Source organism: Isoptericola sp. GX10416 (assembly GCF_056590155.1).
In genome coordinates this window covers 1-14,152 of sequence record NZ_JBWPVO010000009.1, presented here as the reverse complement: position 1 = coordinate 14,152, position 14,152 = coordinate 1, and the positions used below count along the sequence as shown (strand labels likewise).

The 14,152-nt window shown below is 67.8% G+C and carries 10 protein-coding genes and 2 pseudogenes; 4 read left to right on the top strand and 8 right to left on the bottom strand.

What is annotated here, in order from left to right:
- Window positions 1-99 precede the first annotated feature (99 nt).
- Window positions 100-1,995 carry a DUF3352 domain-containing protein gene (locus tag ACWAT2_RS13310; protein WP_402376729.1) on the top strand — a complete coding sequence of 632 codons (1,896 nt, stop codon included), beginning with the start codon at window positions 100-102 and terminating at the stop codon, window positions 1,993-1,995.
- Window positions 1,996-2,461: 466 nt separating this feature from the next.
- On the opposite strand, the gene ACWAT2_RS13305 is transcribed toward ACWAT2_RS13310, so the two are convergent.
- The 8 genes and pseudogenes from ACWAT2_RS13305 to ACWAT2_RS13270 all read right to left on the bottom strand — a co-directional run bounded on the left by ACWAT2_RS13305 (window position 2,462) and on the right by ACWAT2_RS13270 (window position 12,162).
- Window positions 2,462-2,818 carry a VHS/ENTH/ANTH domain-containing protein gene (locus ACWAT2_RS13305; RefSeq protein WP_402376732.1) on the bottom strand — a complete coding sequence of 119 codons (357 nt, stop codon included), beginning with the start codon at window positions 2,816-2,818 and terminating at the stop codon, window positions 2,462-2,464.
- A 68-nt stretch (window positions 2,819-2,886) separates the two neighbouring features.
- Window positions 2,887-3,297, bottom strand: a pseudogene (locus ACWAT2_RS13300) (HipA domain-containing protein); the annotation flags it as partial.
- Window positions 3,298-3,317: 20 nt separating this feature from the next.
- A pseudogene (locus ACWAT2_RS13295) lies at window positions 3,318-3,572 on the bottom strand (DUF262 domain-containing protein); the annotation flags it as partial.
- 52 nt (window positions 3,573-3,624) lie between these two features.
- Window positions 3,625-5,496 carry a Z1 domain-containing protein gene (locus tag ACWAT2_RS13290; RefSeq protein ID WP_402376734.1) on the bottom strand — a complete coding sequence of 624 codons (1,872 nt, stop codon included), beginning with the start codon at window positions 5,494-5,496 and terminating at the stop codon, window positions 3,625-3,627.
- Between the two features lie 338 nt (window positions 5,497-5,834).
- Window positions 5,835-7,415: an ATP-binding protein gene (locus tag ACWAT2_RS13285; RefSeq protein WP_402376736.1), complete on the bottom strand. Its 1,581-nt coding sequence runs from the start codon at window positions 7,413-7,415 to the stop codon at window positions 5,835-5,837.
- An 82-nt stretch (window positions 7,416-7,497) separates the two neighbouring features.
- Entirely contained in the window at window positions 7,498-7,893 is a 396-nt protein-coding gene (locus ACWAT2_RS13280; RefSeq protein WP_402376739.1) for a very short patch repair endonuclease, read from the bottom strand.
- A 65-nt stretch (window positions 7,894-7,958) separates the two neighbouring features.
- Entirely contained in the window at window positions 7,959-9,464 is a 1,506-nt protein-coding gene (dcm, locus tag ACWAT2_RS13275) for a DNA (cytosine-5-)-methyltransferase (protein WP_402376741.1), read from the bottom strand.
- A 103-nt stretch (window positions 9,465-9,567) separates the two neighbouring features.
- Window positions 9,568-12,162, bottom strand: a complete 2,595-nt coding sequence (locus ACWAT2_RS13270; RefSeq protein WP_402376744.1) for a HelD family protein — start codon at window positions 12,160-12,162, stop codon at window positions 9,568-9,570.
- Between the two features lie 48 nt (window positions 12,163-12,210).
- On the opposite strand from ACWAT2_RS13270, the gene ACWAT2_RS13265 reads away from it, so the two are divergent.
- The 3 genes from ACWAT2_RS13265 to ACWAT2_RS13255 all read left to right on the top strand — a co-directional run bounded on the left by ACWAT2_RS13265 (window position 12,211) and on the right by ACWAT2_RS13255 (window position 13,969).
- On the top strand, window positions 12,211-12,486 hold the full coding sequence (locus ACWAT2_RS13265; protein ID WP_402376747.1) for a hypothetical protein: 276 nt from the start codon (window positions 12,211-12,213) through the stop codon (window positions 12,484-12,486).
- A gap of 123 nt (window positions 12,487-12,609) precedes the next feature.
- A complete protein-coding gene (locus ACWAT2_RS13260; protein WP_480048913.1) occupies window positions 12,610-13,749 on the top strand; it encodes a MerR family transcriptional regulator in 1,140 nt (379 codons plus the stop codon).
- A 13-nt stretch (window positions 13,750-13,762) separates the two neighbouring features.
- Window positions 13,763-13,969, top strand: a complete 207-nt coding sequence (locus ACWAT2_RS13255) for a hypothetical protein (protein ID WP_402376753.1) — start codon at window positions 13,763-13,765, stop codon at window positions 13,967-13,969.
- Window positions 13,970-14,152: the final 183 nt, after the last annotated feature.

Here is a 14,152-nt window from a genome sequence, read left to right as displayed (position 1 = left end):
CCACTGCGGGTAGTTCTGTCCATGGACAGCGCCCCACCGCAGGCCCAGGCTCGGTACCGTCAGCATCCCGCCACCATCAACTTCAAAGGGGACATCTCTGTGACCGACCACCCGCCGCAGCCCGGATCGCCTGCCGACCCGCCCTCGGCGCTGCCCGCTGACGACACCGCGACCGCAGTGAGCACCACGCCCGCCGAGCCCGCACGCCGGTCCCGCAAGGGCCTCGTGATCGGCGGCTCGATCGCCGCCGGGTTGCTCGTCCTCGGCGGCGCCGGCGCTGCCGCCTACGCGATGCTCGGCGGCGGCGGTGAACAGCCGGAGGAAGCGCTGCCCGCGTCCACGATCGGCTACGTGCGCATCGACCTCGACCCCTCCGCGGAGCAGAAGATCAACCTGCTGCGCCTGGCCGACCGGCTGCCGGACCTCAGCGAGGACCTCGGCATCGAGATCACCGAGGATTCGGACCTCAAGCAGGTCCTCGCCGAGGCGATCACGACCAGCGGCGAGTGCGAGATCGACTACGAGGCCGACGTCGCGCCCTGGATCGGTGAGCGCGCGGCGCTCGCCGCCGTCCCGGGCGACGACGGCGAGCCGCACCCGGTCGGGGTGCTGGCCGTTACGGACGAGGACGCCGCCCGCACCGCGATCGAGTCCGGCCTGGGCTGCGGCGAGACGGTCGACGCGGCGCAGGTCGCCTTCACCTCGGGGTACGCGATCATCACCGACGGCACGGCGACGGCCGCAGCCGACGTCGTGGCCGACGCCGAGGAGAGCTCGCTCGCGGACGACGAGTCCTTCGGCGCGGACATGGAGGCGCTCGGCGACGCAGGCCTCGTGTCGTTCTGGGCCGACGCCCAGAGCGCCCTCGACTGGTCGCTCGAGAGCGCCGGCGAGCTCCCCGACGACGCGCTGACCGAGGAGTACCTCGCCGAGCTGGACGGCTACACCACGATGGCCGGTGCCCTGCGGGCGAACGCCGACGGGATCGAGCTGGAGTTCCTCACGGCCGGTGACGAGGAACTCCTCGCCCCGTACCAGACGTCCGGCACCTCCGTGGCGGCCGCTCTGCCGGAGACGACGCTGGTCGCCGTCGCCGGCTCGACAGCGCCCGACGCCATCGACGACGCGTGGGAGCAGTTCCGCGAGCTGTACGACTCGATGAGCCCCGCGCTCGGCGGGGGCGCGCTGATGTCGAGCACCGGCACCGGCATCACCTCGCCGAGAGCAGGGCTGGACACCGACGTCGACCCGATGGCCGACTACTGCCGGGACGCTGCCGAGAGCAGCCTCGGGATCACCGGTGACGACCTCTCCCCCGAGGACCAGATGATGATGGACGCCTTCATGGACGCGTGCACGGGGGCCTCGACCGAGGAGGAGCCGACGACGATCGCGGACGACCCCTGGGGCGGGACGGACCAGGGCGGGACGGACCAGGGCGGGATGGCGCCGCCGGACCTCGACGGCATGGTCGCGCTGCTCGCCGACGAGTACGACATCCACCTGCCCGACGACCTCACGACGCTCGCCGGCGAGCAGGTCGCCGTCGCCGTCGACTCGCGCGGACTGGAGTCGCTCGACACCGTCCAGACCATGGCCGACGTCTCCGTGGGCGTCCGCACCGTGGGCGACACGGACGCGCTGCAGGACCTCGCCGGCCGGATCGACAGCCTGCTCGTCGAGGCCGGTCAGGACTCGCTCGCGACCTCCCCCGCCGACGACGGGTTCGTGTTCGCGACGAACGACGCGTACGCCACCGAGCTGGCCGGCGACGGCGGACTCGGCTCGACCGACGCCTACCGCAGCGTCGTGGCGGACGACGAGGTGAGCAGCGTGCTGTTCGTCGACCTCGACCAGCTCGAGGGTGTGCTGCGCCCCGCGCTCGAGGCGGACCCGACGGGCCTGGCCTACCTCGAGCCGCTGCGCGCGGTGGGGATGACCAGCAGCGCCGACGACTCGTACATGACGGCGACGCTGCGCCTCAGCTTCGACTGACGTCGGGGCTGTGACGGCCCAGTGGGCGTGACGGCCGTGGAGCGGGCCCGCGAGGGGCCGCTCCACGGCCGTTCTGCTGCGCAGGCCGTGGCCGGGTGCCGTCGTATACCCGTGCGGCCGGGCGGCCGACCGCGAGATGCCTCGACTCGTCCATCAGTTTCCGCGCGGGGTTCCCGTGCTTCCGGGCGGCGCTGGTGGGGTACGTCGCGGCGACGCGGGCCTCGTGGAGCGATGCGGACCTGAACGCGCTGTGCCCAGCGACGCCGTACTCGTCGACGCCCGCCGAGTGGGTGGGGATGCAGGCGGCCGGGGCTCGCGCGGTGAGGGCGTTCATGGGTGCGGCGGATGTTGCTGCTTGGGCCGGTGCTGTGGCGTTGAACCCGTCGCGGGTGACTGCGGCTGACCGGGAGCGGGGCGAGGTGGTCGCCGCTCTCTGGCGTTGGCGCTGGAACACGTCAGTCGTCGCCTACTCACCCCAGCGGCGCTCCCCTTCGGCCGCCGGTTCGTGCAACGAGTCGAACCACAGATCCGTCACCCGACCCTCGTGCCGCCGGTGGTGCAGGCCCCAGAGCGTCTGCCGTGCGAGCGCTGTGATGCGGGGCTGGATCTCGCGGAGCATCGCCGTTCGTCCCGCCGCCGACACCGGCAGCTCGGCGATGGCGTCGCTCATCGCGTCAGGTATCGCCTCGGCCAGACTGCCGACGGTGTCCAGGACCCACCCGACGTCGGTGCCGGTCGCCGTCGCGAACCGCCGCCAATGCCGCTCCTCCACCTCGCCGAACCGCTTCTCCCCGCCGATCGATTGCGCGGCCGACCCGAACATGAGGCGACCGGCGCCGTCGGCGAGCAGGCCGGTGGAGACGTCGTAGAGCGGCGCGAGGCGACAAGGTAGTTGGCGACGACGGCGGTCACGAACCGCTCGGCGGAGCTGTCGCGTGTGACGTCACGCAGACGGGCGGCGATCTGCTGGACGCCCGGACCGCCGTCGGCCTCGTACTTGCGTTGCGGCACGAGCCCAAATGTCTGCACGAGGTCTTCCTGATGCACACGGACGAGCTTCCCGTCGGGGCGACGACGGCGGTCGTAGCGTTCGACGACGATGGCCGGCTGGTCCTCGAACTCCCGGTACGCCGTGGTGGCGACCTCGAGGCCGACGAGGGCCAGGGTGCGCATGCTGACGTGCTCCGCGAGCGCCTGGGCGGGGAGCTGGACGATGCCGGGTTTGGCGATATGGGTAGACGGCGCGGACCCGCGTGGGTAGTTCCAGCCGTCCGCGGTGCGGACCAGGGCGAGCTTGCCCTGGGCGCCGGCGAGTCCATCAGAAGTTGGACGGTCGTCAGCCGCTGCTGGCCGTCGATGACGTTCTTGACGGCGACAGCTCCGTGGGGCGCATCCTGGGCCTGGAGCACCACCGCGCCGAGGAAGTGCGTGCCTTGGCTGCCAGGCATAGCGAGTCGGAGCTCAGCCATTCTGCGGACGTCCTGCCACAGCGGTTGCCACTGCTCCCGCTCGTCCCAGACATACGGTCGCTGGAACAGCGGTACGACGAGGTGCTGCGGCAGCGCGAAGACCCGCATAGGAGTCAGGACGTCGGTGTGCATCTGTCGTTCTCCTTGCGCTCGGTGCCCCTCAGTCCTGGAGGAGAAGCCTGTTCTTGAGACCGTCTGGAAGATGGATCGCGACGGCAGTCGCAGCCAGCGACTCCCCGGACGGCACCTCGAGCTCGAGCTCGTGGACCTGGACGGTGATCGCCTCGTCGCTCACGAAGGCCCGGTCGCCCGGGTACACGCTTCCGTCAGCCGGGTCAGCACCCTGCATGAGATTGCCGATCGCGAGGCCGTCGACGTCCTCGACCCTTGTGAGGTCGCCCGCGGCCGCGATCAGCTGCCGACGGCTCTCGGCGTCTGGCCCGCGGCGGCGGCGGACGCCACCGTTCATGAACACGACACCGACCGGCCTGTCTCCGGCCCGCGCCTCCTGCAGCGCAAGCATCACGGCATAGATGCGGTCCTTGTCGACGTCGGCGGCGTGCCAACCTGCGAGCACGGGGGCTACCGCGTGCCACGTCGTCCGGCAGCTCGTGTTTCGTGGCGCGGAGGCCGTCCGACGGTCGCGTGGGTCTGGCTCCGCGCGATTCCGGAGAGAAGCAAGCAGTGCCTGTCCATCCACGTCAGGGCCAGCCCCAGCATAGAGGCGGTCCTGAACGACCCAGGGACCAACCTGGTGACTGGTGATCTCCAGACGGATCACCGATCGCCGCGTCGGATTGAGGTCTGGATCGAGCAGCATCGCGCGGCGCCACTCGCGCAACGGAAGACTCCCGACATCTAGACGCTCGAGTTCCCCGCGCATGACGCGGTCGTGCTCGGCGTAGCTCTTGTACACCTCCGTCGTCCCCGGGTTGAGCCATGCCCGCAGCAGGTCGAGGTAGCGGCGCTTGTACCCGAAGAAGCGACCACGCTGCTGAACCGTGTCGGCGTTGCCCACGCCAGGTCCGCGAGGCATGTATGTCACCGCAAGGTTCTCGACCGTGAAACCCCGGTCGAGCTTGTTGCCGCCGATCACGATCCAGCCTGGACGACTCTTCCAGTCGCCCGCGGCGATCTCTCGGCCGTCCTCGCTGTTGACCGTCACCACGCTGACCTGCCCGAGAAAGTTTTCGAGTTCCTCGATCAGCTCGCTGAGCGGGACGGGCGCGCCGTGAACCGCGACCCCACCGGTCGAGGCGAGGTCGTCGTACGGTGCCTGGAACATCTCCTCGGCGGTCTGACTGAGCAGCTGGTCGTCGCCTGACTCGAAGACGGTGACCAACCGGTCGATCACCCTCTTGGTCCAGCGCTCGTAGGCACGGTGCAGGTCGGTCGTCGACGACGGGTGGATGAGCATGCTCAGCGGTCGCGGAGACAACCTGCGCTGGGCCACGATCAACGCCAGAAAGTACGTCGCGAGGGCGTCCAGCAACGACTTCGGCGGCGCGATGCCCTCTGGGTCCAGCGCATCGTCATGATCGTCGATGCGGCGGACAAAGTCTGCCGATCGCTCCTCGAAGAGGACCTGACCACCGACGTAGTCGGCGCCAGCTTCCAGAAGACTGACCGTCCTCGGAGAGAGCGAGTCCTCGAGCGCGATGAGGAGGGGAGCCTGGGGAGTCGCCGTGTACAGCACGTAGGTGTGGTTCGCCGACGCCTCGCGCAGGCGCCTGATGGCCCTGTACGTCGAGCTCTCACGCCCTTCCTTGGCGATGTTCAGACCAGCCTGGTCACCCTCGTCGTCCACGAAGAGCACCGGGACGTCACCGACCGAGGCCGTCACCGCCGCCATGAACTCGCGGGTATGGCGAAGGGCGGCGTGGTTCTTCAGCGCCACTGCGACAGTTGCGACCCGACCACGCGGACGGCGCTGGTTCTTCCACCGCTCGAGCAGCCGTACCACGTCCTCGGCATCGTTCGCCGTCGGCCCGTTGAGCGCATTCCAGGTGGCCAGGCCACCGTCGCCGTCCATCCCCAGGTCACGCCACAGCCGATCGAAGGTCTGGTCGCGCAGGTTCTTCTTCGTGCCGGCCAGGACGACGACGAGCGGGTAGCCGTTGTCGCACGCCGCGGCCAGCAGGGACGTGAACGAGAGCGTCTTTCCGCTCTGCACCTCTCCGACGACGAGCTCTGCCTCGCGCCCCGGAGAGTTCCACGACGGAGGTCTGCACCGCGACAGGATACGGAGAGTCTCAGCCCGCACCTGCCCGACCGCGACATCGGGGAGCCTGCTGCGCTCGAGCGTCTTCTCGAGCTCGTCTCCGGCCTCGGGCGACCAGTGCCCCACGGGGCTCGGAGCCTCCCCCGTGCTCATGCGCCGACGTCCGTGCGTTCGGCCAGAGGCCCGGCCAGGAGGCGGTTGAGCTCGGCCACGAAGAATCGTGGCTCCTTCGACCCGCTCTGCTGAGCATGGATCTGCGAGAGAGCGACAGCGACCCCCAGACGGAGGATCGGCTCGAGATCCATCCCAGGGAGGTAGGCGAACGACTCGGTGAACCGGTGCGCTCGGTTGAGCGAGATAACCCAGTCGCCGTCGGTACGCTCCACCCGGAGCCAGTTTCGGGCGTCCGCTGGCTCGTCGACGACGCGGATCATCAGGCTGTCTCCCTGGACGTGCAGCTCGGTCTCACTAGTCTCGACTCGCTGCTCCACGGGCGGGGAGGCATACAGGTCAGCGCCCTCCGCACCGCGAGTGCCGTCTGCCAGCCCGAACGTCGCTTCGTGGGTGTAGGGCGCAAATGGCGCCTCTCGCTCAGACCTACCGACGACGTGCGCGACGCTCTCCACGACGCTGCGGACCGTCGTCTGCACCGAGCGGTTGCGCTCCGTGGCACGGTAGTTGTCCGCCTGACGGAGCAGGGGCACCGGCTCAGCATCGGCTCGTTCTTTGAGCTCACCGAGGAAGGCTTCTTCGTCCTCACCGTCCCAGACCAGCGCGTCCTTGGTGTGCGTGACCTTGATTTCGGATACGTCAAATTCGCCGACCAGCCGCTGCGAACGGAAGGTGTTGCCTTGTCCGAAGATCTCCGGCGGCTTGAAGGCGTCGGCCGGGTCCTTCGCCATCGCACCCGCCCCCTGGACAACCTTGCCGCGGTAGAGGAGCGCGAAGCCCGCCTTTGAGGTTGAGCCCTTCGCGAGAAGGCCGGCCCAACCCTTGATCCGCCGACCCGACGGAAGGACGACCTCCATCTCTTTGCGCCACTCGACGACGGGCGCTCCCTGGTCGTTCCATCGGTGCGCCGTCAACAGGTGGGGGTGTTCAGGTCGTAACCTCTCACCGCCGACGACGAGGTAAATGTCCTCCTCCTCGAGGAAGACCCTGTAGATGCTCCGAAGATAGTCGCGGATCTTTCCCAGAGTCCGACCAGTTGGAGGGCTCTGGTTCAGCTGCGTCAGGACGAGCTGGGTTCCGTGGTCTTCTGGTGGTGCCGGTGCCTCGACGACAGGGAGCGTGTCCGACTCGCTGTCGACGATCCTGGGCACGTCGAAGGTCACTGTCCGCCGAAGCGGTTCCCCGAGCGCCGTCGTCGTGACGACGAAGTGCTTGGCGTACCAGCATGCGGCACTCTTCATCCCGATGCCGAACTGCGAGAGCCCGGTTGCGTCGGCAGGCGGCGATGCAGGAGTGAAGGCGCGGGCCACATCCGCCGTCGCGATCCCTGCCGCGTTGTCGGTCACCACGATGGTGCCCCGGTCACGGTCGATGTCGACATCGATCTTCAGCACTGGTGGACGACCACCATAGGCAACTCGGAGAGAGTTTCGGTTGGAGCGCCAGGACTGCAGAGCATTGTCGACGAACTCGCCGATGGCGTACCAGGGCTTGTAACTCATCGAGGGGAACAACGCGAGCATGCCCACACCAGGTCGGACGACGACGTTCTCGGTCATGAGTCCCCTTTCAGCACCTCGACACACCATAGGTGCCTCGGCGGACCATCCCCAGCGACCTCGGTCGGTCGACGGGGTGAAATCACGATGAGCGGTCCGTCATGGTCGCGCCGGTCCGCAGAATTCGCTCCACCTCGTCGCCCGCAGCCGTCGGCGGCTCGTGCTCCCAGAATCTCAGGACGCGCCAATCCGCCACTCGAAGCACGCGATCGGTGTCCCGGTCCCGGGCCTGGTTCACCGCAAGTTTCGTCGTCCACCACGCCCCGTTGGCACGGGGGGCGGTGCCGTGCTCCGGACACCCGTACCAGAAACAACCATCGACGAAGAATGCGACGTGTGCCTTCGTGAAGGCGATGTCGATCGTCCGTCGACGCTGGCCAGGCACTGGGTAGGCCACGCGATACCTGAGCCCTCGGGCATGAAGATCTCGACGGAGCGCCATCTCCGGTGCGGTGTCCCGGCGACGTGCCGAACTCATTCGCCGCGAGACCGCGACCGAGCTCGCTCCGGGATGAGCCGGGACGTGCTGAGGCCGTGGCGACGTCACGCGGCGTCCGGTTCCACGGCCGTCTCGATGTCGAAGGTTCCCTGGCTCGGTGCGGTAGCAACATCGGGGCCCACCAGACCTGCAGCAGCACGAGCCTGACGCAACAGGGGCAACAAGGAGTCGTCCAGCTCTTTGTCCGCGAAGTGGCTGAGGAACTGCGCGAGGGCGAACCGCACCGCACCGACGTGGACGGCGTTGCCGAACTGCTTGTACGACTCCCCATCACTCTGCTTCAACTCTGCCATGGCGTCCGCAACCCGTTCAGGGAACGCCTGCAGACGCCCTACCTCACGGGGTGTCAGCCGACGCTTCCACGGCCCGTAGACCGGCGTCTGGTTTATCGCCACCAACGCCGGCGTGTACGTCGCGGGTCGTACACGGATGCCAGACGGACGGAACTGGATCAGGCACTCGTAGACGGATGTCTTCAGGCCCGCCTGCCACTCGAACTTGGTTCGGCTCAGGCCTGTGAACTCGTCTGGACCTGGATGCACCTCGACCCGCCCGAGAGCGTTCTCGTTCTTCGAGAAGAAGGCGTCGTTCTTCGCGATGAAACCCAACTTCCACGGCAAGTTCTTCGCCCGCGCGTCAGCGAGCTGATTCGCTCGCCACGACCTGTCCAAGACCCTATACCAGATCGGATGGCCGGGCATCCACCGTCCGTCCCGAGAAGCGTCGGTTTTCACGTCCTTGATGATCTGCGCGAGAAAGGCGTCCCACCAGGCGAGCGCCTGGTGCTCCTCCCCCTTCAGCCCGTACCCGTCCGACTCCTCGACCGTGTGGTCGAGGACGGTCAGCCCACCGATCGCTGGGAGCGGCAGCTCGTCGAGGTTCCATCCGTCAGGATTCCACGACGGGTAGGAGAACCCGCCGAACGGCACCGCGCGGGTCCCTACGAGATCGCCGCGGAGCGCCATGATGTAGATGCGCTCACGAACCTGAGGGGTACCCCCGTGCTCAGGTGCGATCCTGTGCGGGGTGATGACGGTCGGCGAGCCTGAGACCACGTAGCCGTACCGCTTGAGCCCGGCGACGATCGTCGCAAAAGTCTCCTCGTGACGTGGCCCCGCCAAGTTCTTCACGTTCTCCAGGAACACGACCTTCGGGCGCCTGGCCCGAACGATCCGCAAGATGTCGTAGAACAACGTCCCCCGCGTGGCGTCGAGGATGCCGTCCTGCTTGCCAGACTTGCTGAAGGCCTGGCAGGGGAAACCCGCCGCCAGCACGTCGTGGTCGGGGATGTCCGGGATGTCATCCTCGGGCGCTTCCAGGAGCGCCTCGTCCGGCTCCGACCGAACGTGGTCACGGATGTCCCTCGAGTACGACGGCCGACCTTCGTGCTTGGGCACACCCCACGCACGCGAGTACACACGCCACGCTGGCCCATTCATCTCACTGGCGTAGACACAGCGACCGCCGAGCGACTCTAGCGCCGCGTGGAACCCACCGATGCCGGCGAACAGATCGATGAACGTGAACGACTCAGCCGTCTCCGTGGGCATGTGACTCCTTGCTCGTTTTCGCGGCCCGTCCGCCGCGCAGTCCTGCTCTGGTCAGCTTAGCTCGACGTCGTCAGCGGGCGGGCCGAACTGCTCGGCGAGCCGCTCAGCGGAGCAGCTCGGTAGCGCGTCGCAGCACGGCAGTGTAGAGGCTCGGAGCCACCGTCCCTTCGAGCCGTTCGACGATTTCGGCAGCCTCACGCTCCACGACAACCACCTGCCGCTCCGACAGTGCCCGGTCCGCACCGCCGCCGGCTCCGAGCAGCACTGCCGCATGCTCTATCACCGCCGCGACGAGCACCGGCGCAAGGAGCTCTCCGAGCATAGAGACGATGTCCTGCGCCTCGTCCTCGACGATTCGCTGCTGCCTCGTCGTGAGGCTGGCGACGGATGCCGGCGCAGGTCCGGGCGCGTTGGAGTCGACGCTGAGCCGGGCCGCCTCGTCCGACGCCGGCGCTCCGATCACGTGCATGTCCTCCAGCTCGACAGGCGATGCTGCTTCCGCTGGCTCCTCGGCGACGTGTTCCGCACCGTCGCTCGTGGCCGCCAGCACGGCGAGTGTCTCGTCGATGCTCGAGATGCCGAGCTCAGCTGGGATCCGTCCCGTGGGATAGACCAGATCGAGATGTGCCGTCGTCCGCGTCAGGGCGACGAACAGCATCCGTAGCCCCTGCGGCCCGGCATCGACGATCCCCTGGGGGTCGACGACGACGACGGAGTCGAACTCAAGGCCCTTCGAGGCCACCGGGCTGACGAGGTTGATCGAACTGCTCAGCCCTCCTTCGTCGGCGTCCTGCCAGCTGATGCCGCGGCGCCGCATCGTGGCCTCGACGTCCTCACGGACCCGGTCCGGGCAGATGACGCCGACGAACCGACCCCGGGAAGAGTGCTCTTGGACAATGTCTGCCACGCGCATGGCGACGTCGTCCAGGTCGTCGACCTCGAAGAACCGCGGGCCAGGCTCCACGTCCCGGACCACTTTCGGGACGGGAAGTCCGGGGGCCGTGTAGGGGAGAAGCCGGGCGGCGAGATCCATGACCGACCGAGGTACCCGGTACCCGATGTCGAGGTGCTCCACGTCCTTCGGTAGCCTCGAGTCGACCAGGTCGAGGATCTCGCTCCAGTCGTCGCGCGCCCAGTGGCCGGTCGACTGCGCGATGTCGCCCACCATCGTCATGGCACCATCGCGAGAGCGTCGGGCGACGGCTCGCACCTGCATGGGGGAAAGATCCTGGGCCTCGTCGATAACGATGTGAGCATAGCGCGCGTGGCTCGCGTCGCCCATCTGAGCGGCGATCTCATCCAGCACGACCAGGTCTTCGCGCGACCACTGCTGGTCGGCGATCCGGGTACCCGCCGACCGCTGGAGCAGCGCGACCTCCTCAGCTGAGAGATCGCTGCCGGCGGCCGCGATGAGTCGGGGATAGGAACCGTAGAGACTGGAGAGGAACGCCCTCGGGGACGTCGTAGGCCAGATCCTCGAGACAGTGGAGTCGATCTCCGACCCGTCGATCCGCATCGCGAGGTCTCCTCGGACGGAGAGACCCGCCGCCGACGCCGCTTCTCGCGCTCTCGCGATCACGACGTTCTTGAGCCCCTCACGAAAGCGGGAGCGACCACCGGCGAAGGACCCGTCGAAGGCGTGATCGATCGCCTGCGAGAGCTCCGCCGGTCCGATCGTGACCGGGCCGACGCCGGACACGGCGAACGTGGCCCCTTTCTCGGGCGCCCGGACGCGATCTCGGAGAGCCCGCGAGACGAACCCGACCATGCGGGTCTCGCCCTTGAGCCGAGCCGCGTCGGCAGTGTCCTTGCGCGACGGGCGCATCTCGCCAAGCATCTGCACGAGATCAGTGACACGGACCTTGTCGTCGCCCAGCTCCGGCATCACGCGCCCGATGTAGCGTGTGAACGTCGCGTTGGGTCCGACGACCAGGACGTCGTCAGGGGTCAGCGCACGCTTCTGGAAGAGGATCACGCTCAGCCGGTGCAGTGCGACCGCCGTCTTTCCGGTTCCGGGGCCGCCCTGGATCACCAGGAGACGGTCGGGGTCAGAGCCGATGAGCGCCGCCTGGGCGGCCTGAATCGTCTCGACGATCTGCCGCATCTCTGGTTCGCGAGAACTGCCCAAGACATGCTGAAGCATCTCGTCGGCCCGCGCGACGGCGACCTCGCTGTCTTCGAGCTCGGCCACTCGCTCCGCCAGCTCGGCGAGGACCTGGTCGCCGAAGGAGTCGATGACGTTCGTGGGACGGCAGGTGTAGGACCGCAGTCGGGCGACGCCTCGAGCGTCGTCGATCGTCGCGCCTCGCAGGTCCAGCGCGAGCGGCGCTTTCCAGGAGACGACGTACAGCTCGCCGTCATGGTTCACCGGAGCGTTCCCGACGTAGAGGCAGTCCCCGTCCTGGGTGTCGATGCGCAAGAAGGCCGCCGGGTCAGACGGCTTGCCAAGCGTTTCGTCGTCGTCCGCGTTCTTCTTCATTCGAGCGCGGGCCTTGGTGTCGGCGGCGGCGGCATAGGACTCACCCCTGGCCTGCCGCTTGCGCTCGCGGATCTCGTAGACGTCGTCGAAGAAGACCTGCTCGACATCGAGCGTTGCTTCCGTGTCAGGGATGGTCAGGGCCACTCTTGCCTCCGTCGGGCTCGCACAGCGTGGGCAGGAGGCTATCTCCATCCGCAGACACCCCTTCCAGCCGCTCACGAGCACCAGTAGATTGCGCGCCATCCGCTGAGACGTTGGAGGCCCTCGGTGAAGAAGGAACAGATCGTCGAAGAGATCGCGCTCGCGATCGGTGTCGAGGCACCCGCGATGTCGTCCGGCTCGACCGAGCCTCGTGTGATCTTCGACCTGGTCAACGACAGGCTCGGGCTCGGGCTCGAGAGTCGGACGAAGCAGGGACTCGCTCGCGGGATCGTCGAGGTGGTGGGCGGGACCTGGTCGACGACCTACGAGTCGCGGGGTGCCACGGTGACGAAGGACGGGCTGCTGGCCGTCCGGGATGCGGTACGCACGCTCACCGGATGACCACCGGGTGAAATCTTCGGCGGATGTCGGAAACCGTGCAGACTGACGTGTGCCACGGGATACCGTCGGACCGATTCATCGCCGTCGCCGATCGGCGCAAGCACCACCGTGGAGCCGCCAGAGATGTCCCTCGATGTTCAGACCGCCATGGCCGGCAACACGACCCACGTCTCGCTGGACGCCCTCCGGCTCGACGAGCGCAATCCCCGCCTGCCCGAGGAGCTCCACGGCTCGACACAGCTCGCCCTCGCTGCCCACCTCGCTGCGAACGCCGATGCGCTCCAGATCGCTGAGTCGATCGTCGACAACGGGTACTTCGGCACCGAGCACATCGTCATCATGCCGGGCCCCGAAGACACAGCCACATATGTCGTGCTGGAGGGCAACCGGCGGGTCACTGCTCTGCTCGGGCTCTCCTCGTCCGACGTTCGGGCGGGGTTCAAGAACCCGGCACGATGGCACGCGATCGGTCCGGAGAGCGGCATCCTTCCCACGTCTCTCGTGCCCGCCGTCGTCGTGCCGAGCCGGGAAGAGGCTGCACCGATGATCGGCTTCCGCCATTTCACCGGGATCAAGAAGTGGGGGCCTTTTGAGCAGGCCCGCTACGTCAAGTACCTCGTCGAGGAAGAGGGCATGACGATCCGCGCCGCGGCCAAGGCCATGGGGTCCTCCAGCGTCAAGGTTGGAAACGCCTACCGGAACCTCGAGATTCTCGAGCAGGCGAAGGATCTCCCCGGAGTCTCGGCCGAGGCCGTGGCCCGCGCCAAGGGCGACTTCTCGCTCATCACCGTCGCGATGGCGAACGGCGCACTGAGGGAGCACATCGGCGCACCCCTTGCCTCACAGATCAAGGTCGGAAAACAGCCCGTCCCGCCCGAACGTGCTGCGGAGCTGTCCGAGCTGATGGGGTGGATCTACGGCGCGGATCAGACCACGCCACGAGTCGTCACGGAGTCGCGGGACATCGGTGCGCTCGCCGATGTCGTCTCAGACCCTGCGGGCAGGAGCGCGCTCCGGGAGAAGCGCGATCTCGCGTCCGCGAAGCAGGCGATGCACGGCGCGAGAGACGCATTGCACGGCGACGAGGCGCTCGCCGTCGGACGGCAGATCTCTTCCTCGATCAAGATCCTCGAGACCCTCGAGAAGCGCCTCCGGACGATGCCCGACCCTGAGCGCGCCAAGCTGCGCAACGAGGCCAGCAAGCTGGTGGACCTGGCGCAGCGCATCAGCGGGACTGTCGAGCACTCCGTCCGTCGACGCTGACCACTCACCGATCATGGGCTACACCGAGGCCGACTACCTCGATCTCACGCCGGCGCAGGCCGCCCGTCAGTGGCGTAGCATCATCGCTCGAGCTTGGCCGGCCAAGCGAAATCAGGTCGACTATGTGCCGGTAGAGACGCTCCTCTGCGTTGCCACGATGTTCGTCGTCGAGCACTCCAGGTTCGGCGGCGAGAGCAAGGCACTGAGCCTTTCCCGGTAGGGGTGTGAACGTCACACGGACCTGTCGTGCTCGACGTGCAGCAGCATGAGGGCTGCGGCGATGATGACGGTGATCTTCGACGGGCTCATGTGGATCTTGTCCAGGACCTTGAACGTGCTCTTGAGGATCGCGTTGCCCCGCTCGGCCACCGCCCGGATCGCTGAGTGCAGCAGGTTGAAGCAC